Consider the following 16,420-nt stretch of genomic DNA (forward strand, 5'->3'; position numbering starts at 1 on the left):
ACCGGCTGGACACCGTGTTCGACCTTCTGAGAGGGCGGTTCGGAGTGTTAGGTCCGTTTCTGGCTGAGGGTGAATACTCCGGGTTCGTCTTCGGTGAGGACGTGGCGGTTGACCATGCGTTTCAGCTTGGCGCGGGTGCCTTCGACGTTCTTCGGTGAGGGTTCGACGCCGAGGGCGAGGCAGATGCCTTTGGCGCGCATGCCGGCGGGCGCGGTGCCAAGGATGTGCAGGATCTGCTGGTAGGGCCCGCTGGCGATCGTCGGGTCGTCGGCGGTGAACTCGTCGGCGGCGAGAGTGCGCAGGGTGGTGCGGGTGGTCGCGAGGTCGGCCAGTTCGCCGTCGAGGCGGGCGAGTTCGCCGGTCAGTGCGGTGATCTGCTCGCGGAGCCGGTCGGCGCGTTGGCGTGCGGTGGTCTCCCGGTCGGTGATCAGGTCGAGGACGGTGGGAAGGTTCACCGGTGCCGCCAGGAGGGTGTGCTGGTCCCGGTCAGCCGCCGCACGATGTTCGCCGTCGACGCCCACAGGGTTCGTGACACCGAGGACTCTGGGCGGCTCTCGTACTCGCGCACGAGGCGGCGGTGCAGCATCAGCGTGCCGTTGACCTGCTCGACGATCCACCGCTTACGGATCGGCACGAACCCGGGACGGGTGTCGGAGCGTTTGACGACCTCGACGTCGACCCCGAGGACGGCGCCGTGCAGGGCGAGGTCCTGTTTGAACCCGGCGTCGACCCAGGCGCGGCTCACCGTCGGAGTGTGTTCGACGACCTTGTCGAGCAGCCGGATACCGATGGCGTTGTCAGTGACCGACGCCGCGGTCACCACCACCGCGATGACCAGCCCCAACGCGTCCACTGCCAGGCCCCGCTTACGCCCGGACACCTTCTTGGCCGCGTCCTTGCCGGTCGTCGCGGCCGGAATGTGGTTCGCCGCCCTGATCGACTGGGTGTCCAACACGACCGCGCTCGGATCCTCCCGACGGCCGACTTTTTCCCTGGCCTGGCAGCGCAGCAGATCGTGGATCACCTGGTCGGTGCCGTCGTCGCGCCACAGGGCGAAGTAGTAGTAGGTGGCCGACTTCGGCGGCAGGTCGTGCGGCAGGTACGCCCACTGACAGCCCGTCCGGTTCTGGTAGAAGATCGCGTTCACGATCTCCCGCAGGTCGTAGTCGCCTGGCTGGCCCGACACCGAGACCGCGACGCGCTTGGTCTTCCACGCCTGTAGGAACGGCCCGATCAGCTCCCACTGCTCGTCGCTGACATCGCTCGGGTACGGCTTTCGATCACCCATGATCGGGCTAACGCCGCAGCCGCCTCACAGTCACGACCAAGACTCACATCCCATAGATCGACCTGGTGCTGTAACAACAGCGAACCCGCCGGAAGGCCGCCAACCGGACGCAATGCATTAGACCAGATCAAGTTACTGCGGACCGCCCTCTGAGAGGCCGGTTCGCAGTACTACGTCCGTTTCGGGTTGAGGGTGAACACGCCGGGTTGGTCTTCGGTGAGGACGTGGTGGTTGACCATGCGTTTCAGCTTTGCGCGGGTGCCTTCGACGTGTTTCGGTAGGGGTTCGACGCCGAGTGCGAGGCAGATGCCTTTGGCGCGCATACCGGTGGGTGCGGTGCTGAGGATGTGCAGGATCTGCTGGTAGGGGGCGCTGGCGATGGTGGGGTCGTCGGCGGTGAACTCGGCGGCGGCGAGAGTGCGCAGGGTGGTGCGGGTGGTCGCCAGGTCGGCCAGTTCGTTGTCGAGGCGGGCGAGTTCGCCGGTCAGCGCGGTGATCTGCTCGCGGAGCCGGTCGGTGTGCCGGCGTGTGGTGGTCTCCCGTTCGGTGATCAGGTCGAGAACGGTGGGGAGGTTCACCGGTGCCGCCAGGAGGGTGTGCTGTTCCGGTCAGCCGCCGCACGATGTTCGCCGTCGAGGCCCACAGGGTTCGGGACACCGCCGATTCGGGTCGGCTTTCGTACTCGCGTGTGAGGCGGCGGTGCAGCATCAGGGTGCCGTTGACCTGCTCGACGATCCACCGTCTGCGGATCGGTACGAACCCGGGACGGGTGTCGGAGCGTTTGACGACCTCGACGTCGACCCCGAGGACGGCGCCGTGCAGGGCGAGGTCCTGTTTGAACCCGGCGTCGACCCAGGCGCGGCTCACCGTCGGAGTGTGTTCGACGACCTTGTCGAGCAGCCGGATACCGATGGCGTTGTCAGTGACCGACGCCGCGGTCACCACCACCGCGATGACCAGCCCCAACGCGTCCACTGCCAGGCCCCGCTTACGCCCCGACGCCTTCTTCGCCGCGTCCTTGCCGGTCGTCGCGGCCGGGACGTGGTTCGCCGCGCGGATCGACTGGGTGTCCAACACGACCGCGCTCGGATCCTCCCGACGGCCGACTTTTTCCCTGGCCTGGCAGCGCAGCAGATCGTGGATCACCTGGTCGGTGCCGTCGTCGCGCCACAGGGCGAAGTAGTAGTAGGTGGCCGACTTCGGCGGCAGGTCGTGCGGCAGGTACGCCCACTGACAGCCCGTCCGATTCTGGTAGAAGATCGCGTTCACGATCTCCCGCAGGTCGTAGTCACCCTCACGACCAGACACCGACACCGCGACCCGGCTTGGCCTTCCACGCCTGCAGAAACGGTCCAATCAGCTCCCACTGCTCGTCGCTGACGTCACTGGGATACGGTTTTCGATCACCCATGACCGGGCTAACGCCGCAGCCGCCTCACAGTCACGACCAAGACTCACATCCCATAGATCGACCTGGTGCTGTAACAACAGCGAACCCGCCGGAAGGCCGCCAACCGGACGCAATGCATTAGACCAGATCAAGTTACTGCGGACCGCCCTCTCAGCCCGTAACAGGGCCAACTCCGGATCGTCGGTGTTCACCGGCGACATCCCTCCTGGCATTCCAGCATCCGCCCTGCCTGACTTGCTGGCCCCCGCACAGATGTTGGGTATCGACCCAGGACGGCGTCCGTCGGAGGCGATGCTCCGCCGGTTGCTACAGGCCCTGGATCCGGACCAACTGACCGCGGTGATCGCCGCGTGGCTGAGCACCCGCAGCCCCGCGACGGGTACGAGGCGGGCGATCGCCGTCGACGGCAAGAGCATTCGCGGGTCCCGCGCCGCCCACAGCACTGCCCGACACGTCCTGGCCGCCTGCGACCAGGCCACCGGCGCCATCCTGGCCAGCACCGACGTCAACGGCAAGACCAATGAAATCACCTGCTTCCAGCCGTTGCTCGACCAGATCGACGACCTCACCGGTGTCGTGGTCACCGCCGACGCCCTGCACTGCCAACGCGAGCACGTCGCCTACCTCGCCCAACGCGGCGCCAACTGGATCCTCACCGTCAAAGGCAATCAGCCCCACCTGCACGCCCAACTCGCAGCCCTGCCCTGGCGAGCCGTCCCCAACGCCGACCGCGCAAGCGACCGCGGGCACGGCCGGCGGGAGATCCGCAGCCTGAAGATCCTGTCCATCTCCACCGGCATCGACTTCCCCCACGCCGCGCAGGCGCTGCAGATCCGACGCCGCCGACGCCGCCTGGACCAGCCGAAACGCTTCACCACTGAAACCATCTACGCGATCACTGACCTGCGTGCGCACCAAGCCAAGCCCGCACATCTGGCCGGCTGGGCCCGCGGCCACTGGTCAATCGAGAACAAGGTCCACTGGGTCCGCGACGTCACCTACGACGAAGACCGATCCCAGATCCGCACCGGCACTGGACCACAGGTCATGGCCGCCCTCCGCAACGCCGCCATCAGCGCACTACGCCTGACCGGCATCACCAACATCGCCGCCGCCAACCGCCACCACGCCCGCGATAGCCATCGACCGCTGGCTCTGCTCGGCATCACCTAACGACTTTGCCGGGGCCCTGGGTACGGGACACAGACGGAAGCATCAGCGGAAACTCCCCTAAAAAGCTGTTTGTAGGAAGCGCTGATGCTTCCGTCCATCTACCGCCCAGACCACCACCCCCGACCACCCACGTGTCACGCCACCAAAGATGATCTGCAGGACTCCGAAACGGAGTGACGACGGGAAAGGCAGAATCGAGTGACAGCAGGACGGTGGATCCTTCGCATATGGGTTAACCGGTTGCACCCTGCAGCGAACACCCGGCCCGGTGCGTGGTGTTATCTAGGAAGTCCGATGGACCGACCGTTCAAGTTTTTGGGTGCGGTGGCGGCGCTGCCACTGACAGGGGCGTGCGGAAGAGCCGTGGTCGGGGCCGAGGTAAGTTGGACGAGGTACGTCCTACCGGCCTGAACGAGGAAATCAAATGTCCCGTTCGTCTGCGTGCTGGTCACGATGGTGCCAGTACTGTCGACGACGGTGACATTCTGCCCCGGCCATGGGTTCCGGACGGTGATGGTTCCGGTGGCACCGCTTTCCAGAGCGACAGTCGTCAATGTTCCGTTTCGGATCTGTACGTGGGCCTTCCCCCGGTGCTGGATGTAGACGGTGCCGTCGACGTTCCATCCGTTCGGCCAGCCGGGTGCAACGCGCAACGTGCCGTCGTAGTGCTGCACGAGGCCCTCACTGATCGCTGCGGCGATGACACCCTGCTCTTCAAGGTAGGGCGTGGTGGGCTGGGCGTTCCAACTGGCGAACCCGTTGGGGAAGACCTGGTATTTACCGATGTTGGCGAGCATTGCGCTGCGCATGTCGTTGCCAAGCCCCAGGCGCGCGGCGTGGAGTGCGTCGTAGCTCCACGTGCTGCCGGTGACGTAGCTCCGATTGCTGAAGGTCCGTTTGGCCAGGTCGGACAGGTGGCCGGCGTCGCCGATCAGGTTGTACGGCCAGACCGGTTCGAGTTCGACGTTTTCCTGGTTGTGCTTGGTCGCGGTAGGTTCGGCCGACATCGCGAGCATGTTCCTCCCGGCCGCGTCTGAGGCCGGGGTCAGCACCTGCGACTTGGTGGCGATGTCGGTACGCGGCAACGGACGGATCTTCGGGATGGCCGAGTTGAGCCGACTGACCAGGTCGGCGTCCACACCCAGCGTCTGCGCGGCCGAGACGACGACCGGGAAGAGGGCCTGCATAGCGGCGACGTCGTTGATCGGGTCGTTGACGTCCCACTGGTTCTCGTGGGCATTGGAGAAGGTGTGCAGCAATCCGTCGGAGCCTGTCGTGGCGTGCGAGAGCAGGAATCTCGCGGCACCAGCCATGATCGGGTAGTGGGCTGACAGGAACGAACGGTCATCGGTGGTGAGGTAGGTCTGCCAGATCCACAGGCCGATCTCGGCTCCGGTCGTCACGTTGCGGGCGTTGTAGTTCGGCGCGATCCGCGAGTCACACGAGGCGTTGCTGGCCGCGTTGCTGCCGCCGTAGTAGCCGTTGCCGTTGAAGCGCATGGTCTCCGGCACGCAGAGGCCCTCGCGGCCCGGGAAGTGAGCCCCGGTCCACGCGGCGATGTTGGATACGTTGGTGCGGTAGAGGTTGAACACCGGGGTGTTCTGCGCGAACGCTCCGGCGGAGAGGTTCGCCTGGACCATCATGCGGGTGTTCCAAAACCAGTATCCGGCCGGATACCAGGGCTGTGAATCCTGATCGAACACGAACAGGTTGGCCACGCCGGCCTGGCTGCCGGGCAGGGCGCCGCGGTTTGTCGCGGCGATGTTGTACAAATACAGGGTCCGCATGTTCTCGAAGTACTCGCCGGACCCGTCACCGGAGGAGATCCTGATGAGGCCGACCGTGGCCCAGTAGTTGTGCCACCAGGACAGGTGGCCGGCGGCGAGGTCGCTGGCGCTACGGGTCAGATCACTGCCGAGCAGCGTACGAGCGGTGGCGATCGGGTCGCCGCCTGTCCAGGTCGGGGAGACCGCGATGACCCGGAACGAGCCGTCGCTGTTGGGCCGGAAGTTGACCTGGGCGGTCGTCGAGTTGGGTATGGACGCGGTCACGTTGCGGCCACCGGCGCTGATACCCGCCATCGCACCGAAGCGCTGACCGGAGGCACCGGTCGCGGTGTTGTCGGTCCAGGTTTGCGAGAGAGTGGCCACCGACCCGGAGGCGGTCGCGGTGGGTGTACGGCCGCTCCACAGTTCCACCCGTGCGGTCTGCGAGGTGTTCGGGTCCGCGCCGGTGACGTCGACGACAAGCTGCGCGGTGTCCGCTCGCACATAAGCGGTCAACGACATGCCGCCGCCTGACTGGCGCAGCGTCCCGTCGTAGAGGTCGAGGTGACCCCGGAAGTCGCTGGCGTTGGTCAGTCTGCTCAGCCCGGGGATCACCACCCGCCCCGGTGACTTGCGGTCGGGAAACGTATCGGCGCGATTCAGTTGGGCGGTGAACCCGTTGGCTGACCACGCGGCAACCCCCAGCGTGCCGTTACCCAGTGGCGCGAACTGGCTACTGGCGCTGCCGGGCCGGTTGAACACGATATTTGACCGGCGTACGACGTTGGGAGTGTCCACCACGAACCGGCCACCCTGCCACGCGGTCGTCGTTCCGGTCGGTGGCGGGGACGTCGGTGGCGGGGATGTCGGTGGCGGGGATGTGGTCGGCGCCGTGGTTGGGGTCGACGGGGGCGGGTTTGACGGGATGGAACCGGTACAGTGTGTGCCGTTGAGTGTGAAGCTCGCCGGAACCGGGTTGCTCGACGTCCATGAGCCGTTGAAGCCGAAGCTGACGTTACCTCCGGTGGGAATGTTGCCGTTCCAGCTGGCGTTTGTCACGGTGACCTGCGCGGCGGACTGCGTGTACGTACCGCTCCAGAGCTGGGTGATGCTCTGCCCGGCGGCGAAGGACCAGGCCAGCCGCCAGCCACTCACGGGGTCACCCAGGTTGTCGATGGTCACGTTGGCGCCGAAGCCACCCTGCCACTGGTTGGTGACCGTGTAGGTGACTTTGCAGCCGGCGGCGTGGGCGGCCGCTGTCGTCACGACGCCGGTGGTGCCGACGGCGGCGACTGTCGCCGTGGCCAGCCAGAGGCGCGATCGTGCGAAGTGCATGGAGATCCTCCGGTGCATCAGGCTGAGAGACAGAGCGGCTAGCAGGTGGAGTTCGTCTGGGTGAGCAGACCGAGCCGCCAAGGCAGCAGGTTGTACGAATCGGTCGCAGCGGGATCCTTGCCCTGGTACAGGTACCGGATGTTGCAGGGGCTGATGAGCATCGTCTGGTCAACGCCGGCGCGGACCATCTCTCCGTGGCTGATGTCCTTCGTCCAGGCGGTACCGGCGAAGGTGGTATTGCTGACACCGGCGAACGGATTGGCCTGCGTATCGGCCAACGCGGACCATGGACCGGTGATCGCCGGTGCGGTCCAAGACCGGAAGTAACGCACGCCGGCAGCGCCGATCGCTTCAACAATCAGCAGGTACTGGTTGCCACCGGAAACTCTGTATACGTTGGCGGCTTCCCAGAGCGGGTACCGGGCCGCGTCCCGCATGGCGATGACCGTATTGCTCATTCCGTTCGGGAACTGCGCCAGGCTGGTCTCGGACCGGTACAGGTGCCCGTTGTCGTCAGACGAGAACAGGTGACACTTGACGCTGTCACAGATCACCCAGAAATCTACCCAATGGCCGTTGCCGATGTTGTCTCGGATGATCTGAGGCATGCCGCCGGCGTAGAAGCGTCGTGGCGCGGTCCAGCCCCGCGGGTTGCTGATGTCGGTGTTGGTGGAGTACGCGGCGTTGTCACCGACCTGGTAGACCAGGTACCAGAGTCGCTGCGGCGCGAAGTAGAACACGTGCGGCGCGGCCTTGTATCCGGCGCCGATCGCAGTCGTGTCCAGGAAGTGGTGCTGCGCTGCGGCAGCCTGCGACCAGTCGGTGAAGTTGAGATACACCATGCTGTACGAACCACTCTGGTTCGTCGTAGTGGCGATGACGTGCCACCGCCCGTTGTGGTATACCACTGACGGATCCTTTACCGCACGAATGTTGTGCGAGGCGTCTGACTTCGGCCCGATCAACACGCCACTGGAACTCCACCGGAAGCTGTTCGGCAGGCCGCCACCGGGCGGCGGCGTGGTCGTCGGGGGTGTGCTGGTGGGTGGCGTCGTCGTGGGTGGCGTGGTGGTCGGTGGCGCCACGGTGGGGACGACGGCTCCAGTGCAGGGAGTGCCGTTCAGGGTGAACGATGCGGGTGCCGGATTACTTCCGTTCCAGGTGCCGTTGAACCCAGGGGTAACGGTGGCGTCCGTCGCCAGCTCGCCGTTGTAGGGGGCATTCGTGATGGTCACGTTGCCTCCCGACTGGCTGACGTTGCCGTTCCACAAATGAGTGATGGTCTGCCCCGAGGTGAAGGTGAATCTCAACGTCCAGCCAGAGATGGAGTCGCCGAGATTGGTGATGGCGATGTTGGCGCCGAAGCCGCCCGACCATTGGCTGGTAACGGTGTAGGCGACCCGGCACCCAGCTGCGGTGCCGGCTCGGGCGGCTCCTGCCACGGCAGCTGTGGCCACGACGACGAGCGCAATAGTGGCAATGGCTCCACGGCGCAGGTGGGACGGCGACGAACTGGAACGGTGGGTGAACCTCATCGGGATCCTCTCCGCTGCCGCTCATGGAGAGGCGGCAGGCTGGCGCAGATGGGTGCCGCCTCGGTGGAACCGGGCCGCCAGGCAGGCAAGCGGCGTGCCGCTCACCATCGCCTCCCAGCTGAAAGTCAAGGGACTGTCTGCGTCCGCCGCCGTTGCCCTCGGCCGAACGCTCTCCCGCTGCCGCTCCCGCAGATATCGATGACCATCGTCGCACTCGAGTGCCGAAGATGCAAACAGAGTTAGCACTGCATATGTATTCAGTGGCCGCTCCGCCCTTTCTGAGACCCAAGGGCTTTGCGTAGTCGCCTATGGGCGTTTCCGGCCTGGGCTTTCGCTCGGGTTCCGCAGCTTGTAGTTAAACGATCGTCGGAATCTGGGCACGGAGCAGGGAAGATCGATGCTCGGCGTGAGGGGTCGTGTGTCCACGCCCTCTGGACTGCCCTTCCCCTCGTAGCGTGGAGGCCAGAACTTGAGGGATAGAGGTTCATGGCTGAGACGAGACGCCGGTTCGATCCGGAGTTCCGCGCGGGCGCGGTTCGGATCGTGCGGGAGACCGGGAAGTCGATCGCGCAGGTAGCGCGTGATCTGGGGATCAACAGCGGCACTCTGGCCAACTGGGTGCAGCAGGATCGTGCCGCTCGCGGCGAAGCCGCTGCCGGGCAGTTGTCCGAGGACGAACGGGCCGAGTTGGCGCGGTTGCGGCGTGAGAACGCGGAGCTGGCGATGGAGCGTGATGTCCTCAAGCGATCCGTGGTCCTGTGGGTCAAGGAAGCGACGGGCCGGTGAGCGTGGCCGCCTTCATCGCTTCCCAGAGGACCGAGCACAACGTGCCGCACGCGGTGACCTGTCGGGCACTCGGGGTGTCCGAGTCATGGTGCTACAAGTGGCGGGACCGTCGGCCGACGCCCCGCCAGGATCGTAGGGCCAGGCTGACGGAGGCGGTCCGGCGCGTCTTCGACGCCTCGGGTGGCACCTACGGCAGTCCACGCGTCGGCGACGAGTTATGCGAACAAAGGGTGGCGGGTGTCGGACAACACGATTGTCGAGGTCATGGCTGATCTGGGCCTGGTCGCCAGAGCGAAACGGCGCCGGCGTGGGCTGACTCGGCAGGGCAAGCGGCCAGCCGCCCCGGACCTGGTCAAGCGTCAGTTCACCGCGCCCGGGCCGGACGTGGCCTGGTGCGGCGACATGACCGAGATCATCACCGGCGAGGGCAAGCTCTACCTCGCCACCGTCATCGACCTGTACTCCCGGCGCATCCTCGGCTACGCCATGGGCGACCGGCACGACGCCGGCCTGGTCGTCGCCGCGCTGAACATGGCCGCGGTCACCCGTGGCGGCGACGTCGCCGCAGTGATCTTCCACAGCGACAGGGGCAGCGAATACTGCTCGGCCGACTTCGCCCAAGCCTGCAACCGGTGGAAGGTACGCCAGTCGATGGGCCGGGTCGGCTCGTGCTTCGACAACGCCGTCGCCGAGGCCACCTTCTCCACCATCAAGGTCGAGTACGTCCACCGCCACCAGTTTCGCACCCGCACCGAGGCCCGACTAAAGATCGCCACCTGGATCACCGACTTTTACAACCGTCGCCGCAGACACTCCGACTGCGACGGACGCTCACCGAACGACTACGAGCGATCGACAATCCGCGTCCTGGAGGGCCAGGCCGCATAACCGAGTCCTCCACGATTCCAGGGGATTGACAGTTATGCGCCAAGGCGGCGTAGCGCACCACGCTGCCGTCGACGTTAGCCCGCGACGTGAACCGCAGATACATGACTACGAAGAAACCACATCACCCATGACTACACAGAATGTGAACCGCTAATCGTGTTACTACACCTTCTGTCGGCGTACGTGTTCGGATGCTCAGGTAGGTACGCGTGGCTCTGTCGCTGATCTTGTGACGGCAAGTACAGTAGCCGGCGCGATGGGCTGCGTCGGCGGGGAGTGTTCTGGTTCAGGCTGCGGCGTGGATCGCTGGTGCCGGTCGGGTGAAGGTTTTGCGGTCGCGGATGAGTGCCCAGAGGACGTCGACGCGTCGTCGGGCGAGGGCGAGGATGGTTTGGCGGTGGTTCTTTCCTTCGGCGCGCTTTCTCTCGCAGTAGGCACGCGAGGTGGGGCATTCGCGGGCGGCGGTGAACGCGGCCATCCACAGAATGTGCCGCAGCCGCCGGTGAAAGCGGCGAGGCGGGCGATGATTCCCCGAAACCGTTCCGGAGTCGCGGGAAACAGGCGCCAAACCTGCTTGGGCGGCCAACTTCGCCGGGCTGTCGTACTCGGTCATGCGGTGGTGTGAACGAGTAGTTCGGCGGTCAACAGGGGGCCCATGCCGGGCAGGCTCCCGATGATCTGCGCGAGGGGATGCTGGTCGAGGTGTTCGGCGATGAGGTCGTCGACGGCGGCGATGCGCTGCTCGATGGACAGGATCTCGGTGGCCATCTGCCCGACGACCACGGCGGCGGCCCGTTGTCCGGGCAGGGTGACGGTCTGTTGCCGGGCGGCGGCGACCATGGCCTCGGCGACCTGGCTGGCGTTCTTGACGTGGCTGCGGCGGAGCAGGGCGGTGATGCGGTCGACTCCGGCGTGCCGGATCGCGGCCGGTGTCTGCCAGCAGGCGAGGACCATCATCGGGGCCTTCCGGTTCAGGTCCACGGCCCGTTCGAGGGCGGGGCTGATCCCGGTGAGCAGCTCCTGCAACCGAAACAGGGTGGCGACACGCTGCCCGACAAGGTCGGCGCAGTAGCTGGTCAGGACGGTGAGTTCGGCCAGGAGCCGGTCGGAGGGTTCCAGGATCGGAAGGTCGGGACGCAGGCGGATGGTCTGAGCACTGACCACCGCGTCGCGGGCGTCGGTCTTGTTCTCCCCGGCGAACGCGGCAGCCATGTGGAAGGAGACCGTGCCGGAGACGTAGCGGACCTGAACCTGGCGCCGCCACAGCAGGGTCAGCAGCAGCGCGGACAGGCCGGTGGTGACGTCGACCGCCCAGCACACCGGGCGGCCGTGGGTCGAGACCTCGGCCATGACGGTGAGCAGTGAGGTCTCGTCGTTGGCGACCCGGCGGGAGTAGACCAGCCGGCCGTCGCCGTCGACAGCGGCGACGTGGTGGTGGGTCTTGCCGATGTCCACGCCGATCCACAGCTTCGCCACCCTCGCACTCCTTCACTTGATCGGTCTTCTCAGTCGGGCCCGTCGTCTGTGGGTTCGGGTTTGCCGGCACCTTCTCACTACCGGCCCTACGGCGACCGGAAGCCCTACGTGGTGGCCGAGAACATCGCCGCACTGCACGGCCCGACCGAAGGCACGGTGACGCTTCCGCGTCACCTCGACTGGTCCGGACACGCCGAGTACGACCTGAACCGGGCCGCACGCCTGGCCAACATGTACAAGGTTGTGCCACCGAGGCCAGCACCGTCGAGGATCTGCACACCTGGCTCGACGCCGACCTCCTCCGGCGGCTCTGGCCCATCCTCTGGCTGCCACCCCAGCTTTGCCAGCGCTGGGAAGAAGCCTTCCCCGAACTCGCCGCGACCCGCAGCAACACGGCGTAGCGGTGGACCTCTTCCACGGCCGCCCCGCTGACAGGGCCCGCAGATCGAACAGCAGATGACCGCATAACGAACGCACCTGGTGCCGCAGATCGAAAGCCGAGGTCCCCGCAGATCGAAGGTTCGTCCGTTATGATGACGCCGTGCCCACGCCGCACCTGATCCCCCGCCGCACCGCCGCGCAGATCAATGCCGCTCTGGCGGACACTCGCGTCGTCTTGATCAGCGGAGCGCGCCAAGCAGGCAAGAGCACCCTGGTCCGCCTCGTTGCCGGCGATCGTCTGGCCGAACGCCGCGATCTTGATCGGGCCCAGGACCGGGCGGCGGCCATCGCCGATCCCGTCGGGTTCGTGGACTCCTCCGAACTCCTGGTCATCGACGAGATCCAACGTGCTCCGGAACTGCTGCTGGCCATCAAGTCGGCAGTCGACGAGGACCCCCGTCCCGGCCGGTACCTGCTCACCGGATCATTACGGCTGTTCGGCATGGTGGCCGCTCCGGACGCGTTGCCCGGCCGGATGGAGACCGTCGAACTCTGGCCGTTCTCCCAGGGCGAACTCGACGCAGCACCGGACGGATTCGTCGACGCCGTCTTCGCGTTCGGCCCCGACCTGCGACACGAGTCGGACGTGACCCGCGCCGACTACGCGGCCCGGATCGTGCGGGGCGGCCTACCCGAGGCGACCACCCGCACCGACCCACGCCGGCGCCAACGATTCCTCGACGCCTACGTCCAGGCACTCATCGACCGCGACGTCCGCCAACTGTCCGACATCCAGCACAAGGGCGAGCTACGCAAGCTGGTACGCCTGCTCGCGGCCAGATCCGCGACCATCATCGCCGCGAATTCCCTCGAATCCGCCCTCGGACTGAGCCGGCCGACTATCGCCCGTTACCTCCAGGCACTGGAAGAGATCTTCCTGGTGAAACGGATCCCCGGCTGGTCCCGCAACCTCGGCACCCGCACCACCGCCGCACCAAAACTGATCTTCGTCGACTCCGGCATCGCCGCCAACGAAATCGCCACCGACGCCCGGGCACTGCTCCGGCCCGGAGCACCGTTCGGCCCGCTGCTTGAGTCATTCGTCCTGTCTGAGCTGTCCCGCCAGCTCACCTGGTCCGAGCAGTTCGTCGACCTGTCCCACTACCGCGACCAGAGCAGGTACGAAGTCGACGCGGTGCTCGAGAACCGAGCTGGGCAGGTGGTCGGGATCGAAGTCAAAGCAGCCACCACCGTCGGACCAGACGACTTCCGCGGGCTACGCCGACTCGCCGACCGCCTCGGCGACGACTTCGTCAGCGGGATCGTCCTCTACACCGGAACCTCCACGCTGCCGTTCGGCGACAGACTCCGCGCCATGCCGGTCAGCGCCCTATGGCAGGTTGCCGCCTCGACAACAGACTGACCCCGCTCGCAAGTCGTTCTCCTCAGCCCTTCAGGGCCACCGAAGACCGAGAGGCGTGGTCTGCTGATCTCCGGCAAGCGATCGCAGCGAGCCCGCGAAGCGACCGGCACGCAACGGCAGAAGATAGAAACCCGCAGGTCATCGGCCTCCGAACACCGACGGAGCGTCGCATTAGGAAACCGATGCTCTATCCCCTGAGCTACGAGGGCGCGAGGGCACAGTCTAGCGACCTGGGTTCACCTGGGGTGGCAGGGCGTGGCCCACGTTCCCGAGACGGTTGTTGTCGCAGCCCAGGGAGTCTCTACGCGAGTTCGCGCAGCGCCACCTCTGCTGATCTTGGTTGTTCAGGCTAGAAGGGGTCTTCTGCGGATGCAGGCCCAGCAGCAACACGAGGTAGCCGTGGACACCTTCATGAACCGGCTCGCCCGCATGCCCGCAGATGGAACATCAAACGACCGCATATCGAACGCGCCCTGGCCCGCAGATCGAAAGCCGAAGCCCTCGCAGATCGAAAATGCGACCGCTATGATGACGCCGTGCCCACGCCGCCCCTGATCCCCCGCCGCGCCGCCGCGCAGGTCAATGCTGCTCTAGCGGACACCCGCGTCGTCTTGATCAGCGGAGCACGCCAAGCAGGCAAAAGCACCCTGGTTCGCCTCGTTGCCGGCGATCGTCTGGCCGAACGCCGCGATCTTGATCGGGCCCAGGACCGGGCGGCGGCCATCGCCGATCCGGTCGGATTCGTGGACTCCTCCGAACTCCTGGTCATCGACGAGATCCAGCGCGCTCCGGAGCTGCTGCTGGCCATCAAGGCTGCCGTCGACGAAGATCCCCGTCCTGGCCGGTACCTACTCACCGGATCGTCTCGGCTGTTCGGCATGGTGGCTGCGCCGGACGCGCTGCCCGGTCGGATGGAAACTATCGAGCTCTGGCCGTTCTCCCAAGGCGAACTCGACGGGGCCCTGGACGGATTCATCGACGCCGTCTTCGCGCTCGGCCCGGACCTGCGACACGAGTCGGACGTGACCCGCGCCGACTACGCAGCCCGAATCGTGCGCGGCGGCCTGCCCGAGGCCACCACCCGCACCGACCCGCGCCGCCGCCAACGATTCCTCGACGCCTACGTCCAGGCGCTCATCGACCGCGATGTCCGGCAGCTCTCCGACATCCAGCACAAGGGCGAGCTACGCACGCTGGTACGCCTCCTCGCGGCCAGATCCGCGACCATCATCGCCGCCAACTCCCTCGAATCCGCCCTCGGACTGAGCCGGCCGACGATCGCCCGCTACCTCCAAGCCCTGGAAGAGATCTTTCTGATCAAACGGATCCCGGGCTGGTCCCGCAACCTGGGCACCCGGGCCACCTCCGCGTCGAAACTGATCTTCGTCGACTCGGGCATCGCCGCCAACGAGATCGCGACCGACGCCCGGGCACTGCTCCGGCCGGGCGCACCGTTCGGCCCGCTGCTCGAATCATTTGTCCTTTCCGAGCTGTCCCGGCAACTCACCTGGTCCGAGCAGTTCGTCGACCTGTCCCACTACCGTGACCAGAGCAGGTACGAAGTCGACGCGGTACTCGAAAACAGAGCCGGTCAGGTCGTCGGGATCGAAGTCAAAGCAGCCACCACCGTCGGACCCGACGACTTCCGCAGCCTACGCCGACTGGCCGACCGCCTCGGCAATGACTTCGTCGCCGGCATCGTCCTCTATACCGGAACCGCCACGCTGCCATTCGGCGACAGACTCCGTGCCATGCCGGTCAGCGCCATATGGCAGGTTTCCGCCTCGACAGCAGACTGACCTGACAGCATCAGCGCTCCATCGAGCCCGGGGCAGGCGTACGGCACGGCGGCCCATGACGGCTGGTCGCCGGACGCCACCGGTCTGGCTCCTGGCCAACCGACGCTGCAGCGGCTTGAATGGCGGTGTGCAGGTCAGCAAGCACGGGCGGAGCTGGCGCGTCGGCACCGCCGCCGACGTGAGTTGGATCGCCGGTCACACCACTGCCGGCGTCTCGATCACCACCGCCATCCCACCGGTCTTCGACGCCTACGCCACCACGTACCAGGCCGACGAGGTCACCGCCGCCACCTATGAGCACGCCCTGGTCGAGGACCTCATCACGCACACTCCGGACCAGCCGTGGTGGCTGGCCTACCTCGACACCGGCGCCCACGACGTCGTCTTCCCTCAGGCCCCGAGGGTGTTCCTCTACTGGGACTGGCCGTACGTGCTGGTCGAGGCCGGTCCCGAGCAGGCCCTCACCTGGCGCACCGGTGGGCACATGCGCCACGGCCGCGGAACGCTACCCGATCTGTTCTTTCCCGCCGACCGGTCATGGCTTGTCTCCGCGCTCTGGGACGACACCTGGACCTGCGTCGGCGGTCCGACACCCGTGATCCACGCCCTCGAACGCAACCACGTGGCCAACGCCCGCCAGGTCCGACCCGGCGAAGACGCGCTGCCACCAGGACTGGTCCGCGAGTAACGACCAACGCCGAAGTGGAAGTCGCCCTCCGCCAAGGCCGCTGGCCTTCGGGATGTGTGGCGGGATGGTGCCAGTCTTCGTACTCCGGTAGCCGATGGCGGCGTTCGACGGCCGTGGCGGTCAGGTACCCGTCGTAGCCGTCGCCGTGGCGTGTCACCGTGCCCTGACCGACGTCCAGGATCGTGTCGGTGACCCGGCTGAGGAACTCCCGGTCATGGGTGACCGCGAGCAGTGTGCCGCGGTGCTGCCGCAGGCGCGCCTCAAGCCAGCCCACGGCCTGATCACCGAGGTCGTTGGTCGGCTCGTCGAGCAGGAGCAGTTCCGGCTGTGCCCCTGATCTGGCTGATTGACAAGGACATGCCGGGTTGACCATGCGGCCGCGACGGCCGAACGCCGAGCGCAGGTGCTCCCGACCCGGTGCGGCGCCGCCTCGTCGGGCTACGTTCCCCGAGACGGCGCCGCAGAGCCCCA

At 66.5% G+C, this 16,420-nt stretch carries 11 protein-coding genes and 5 pseudogenes; 7 read left to right on the plus strand and 9 right to left on the minus strand.

The window, feature by feature from the left end; translation table 11 throughout:
- Positions 1 to 47: 47 nt before the first annotated feature.
- The 4 genes and pseudogenes from ENC19_RS07030 to ENC19_RS07045 all read right to left on the minus strand — a co-directional run bounded on the left by ENC19_RS07030 (position 48) and on the right by ENC19_RS07045 (position 2,699).
- On the minus strand, positions 48 to 455 hold the full coding sequence (locus ENC19_RS07030; RefSeq protein WP_164446304.1) for a hypothetical protein: 408 nt from the start codon (positions 453 to 455) through the stop codon (positions 48 to 50).
- A complete protein-coding gene (locus ENC19_RS07035) occupies positions 452 to 1,288 on the minus strand; it encodes an IS5 family transposase (protein WP_164446305.1) in 837 nt (278 codons plus the stop codon). Before ENC19_RS07035 ends, ENC19_RS07030 begins: the two co-directional genes overlap by 4 nt.
- Positions 1,289 to 1,458: 170 nt before the next feature.
- Entirely contained in the window at positions 1,459 to 1,866 is a 408-nt protein-coding gene (locus tag ENC19_RS07040; RefSeq protein WP_164446307.1) for a hypothetical protein, read from the minus strand.
- A pseudogene (locus tag ENC19_RS07045) lies at positions 1,863 to 2,699 on the minus strand (IS5 family transposase). The gene ENC19_RS07040 and the pseudogene ENC19_RS07045 overlap by 4 nt, the downstream one beginning before the upstream one ends.
- Before the next feature lie 291 nt (positions 2,700 to 2,990).
- Here ENC19_RS07045 and ENC19_RS07050 point away from each other — a divergent pair.
- The gene (locus ENC19_RS07050) at positions 2,991 to 3,872 is read left to right on the plus strand and encodes an ISAs1 family transposase (RefSeq protein ID WP_268967982.1); all 882 of its coding nucleotides are present in this window, start codon (positions 2,991 to 2,993) and stop codon (positions 3,870 to 3,872) included.
- A 278-nt stretch (positions 3,873 to 4,150) separates the two neighbouring features.
- Here ENC19_RS07050 and ENC19_RS07055 read toward each other — a convergent pair whose 3' ends face one another.
- From ENC19_RS07055 to ENC19_RS07065, 3 genes and pseudogenes are all read right to left on the minus strand, one after another.
- The gene (locus ENC19_RS07055; protein WP_164446014.1) at positions 4,151 to 6,400 is read right to left on the minus strand and encodes a glycosyl hydrolase family 95 catalytic domain-containing protein; all 2,250 of its coding nucleotides are present in this window, start codon (positions 6,398 to 6,400) and stop codon (positions 4,151 to 4,153) included.
- 234 nt (positions 6,401 to 6,634) lie between these two features.
- A pseudogene (locus tag ENC19_RS07060) lies at positions 6,635 to 6,991 on the minus strand (cellulose binding domain-containing protein); the annotation flags it as partial.
- Positions 6,992 to 7,011: 20 nt separating this feature from the next.
- Positions 7,012 to 8,508 (minus strand): non-reducing end alpha-L-arabinofuranosidase family hydrolase, encoded by a 1,497-nt coding sequence (locus ENC19_RS07065; RefSeq protein ID WP_164446308.1) that lies wholly within the window; start codon positions 8,506 to 8,508, stop codon positions 7,012 to 7,014.
- Positions 8,509 to 8,994: 486 nt separating this feature from the next.
- Between ENC19_RS07065 and ENC19_RS07070 the strand changes: the two genes are divergently transcribed.
- Together ENC19_RS07070 and ENC19_RS07075 are read left to right on the plus strand one after the other, a co-directional pair.
- Positions 8,995 to 9,294 (plus strand): transposase, encoded by a 300-nt coding sequence (locus ENC19_RS07070; protein WP_091302750.1) that lies wholly within the window; start codon positions 8,995 to 8,997, stop codon positions 9,292 to 9,294.
- A 180-nt stretch (positions 9,295 to 9,474) separates the two neighbouring features.
- On the plus strand, positions 9,475 to 10,182 hold the full coding sequence (locus ENC19_RS07075) for an IS3 family transposase (protein ID WP_309246214.1): 708 nt from the start codon (positions 9,475 to 9,477) through the stop codon (positions 10,180 to 10,182).
- A 286-nt stretch (positions 10,183 to 10,468) separates the two neighbouring features.
- Here the strand turns inward: ENC19_RS07075 and ENC19_RS07080 are convergent.
- Positions 10,469 to 11,658 (minus strand): annotated as a pseudogene (locus ENC19_RS07080) (IS110 family RNA-guided transposase).
- A gap of 69 nt (positions 11,659 to 11,727) precedes the next feature.
- Here ENC19_RS07080 and ENC19_RS31295 point away from each other — a divergent pair.
- The 4 genes and pseudogenes from ENC19_RS31295 to ENC19_RS29510 form a co-directional block, all read left to right on the plus strand.
- Positions 11,728 to 12,059 (plus strand): annotated as a pseudogene (locus ENC19_RS31295) (hypothetical protein); the annotation flags it as partial.
- A gap of 140 nt (positions 12,060 to 12,199) precedes the next feature.
- Complete coding sequence (locus ENC19_RS07090) at positions 12,200 to 13,462, plus strand: ATP-binding protein (protein WP_164446309.1); 1,263 nt, start codon at positions 12,200 to 12,202, stop codon at positions 13,460 to 13,462.
- A 536-nt stretch (positions 13,463 to 13,998) separates the two neighbouring features.
- Positions 13,999 to 15,261, plus strand: a complete 1,263-nt coding sequence (locus tag ENC19_RS07095) for an ATP-binding protein (RefSeq protein WP_164446311.1) — start codon at positions 13,999 to 14,001, stop codon at positions 15,259 to 15,261.
- Positions 15,262 to 15,388: 127 nt separating this feature from the next.
- Positions 15,389 to 15,949: a hypothetical protein gene (locus tag ENC19_RS29510; RefSeq protein ID WP_216592751.1), complete on the plus strand. Its 561-nt coding sequence runs from the start codon at positions 15,389 to 15,391 to the stop codon at positions 15,947 to 15,949.
- Positions 15,950 to 16,019: 70 nt separating this feature from the next.
- Here ENC19_RS29510 and ENC19_RS31720 read toward each other — a convergent pair.
- A pseudogene (locus tag ENC19_RS31720) lies at positions 16,020 to 16,277 on the minus strand (tylosin resistance protein TlrC); the annotation flags it as partial.
- Between the last annotated feature and the right edge of the window lie 143 nt (positions 16,278 to 16,420).

Origin of the sequence: Verrucosispora sioxanthis, from assembly GCF_010560025.1 — a bacterium.
GTDB lineage: Bacteria > Actinomycetota > Actinomycetes > Mycobacteriales > Micromonosporaceae > Micromonospora > Micromonospora palythoicola.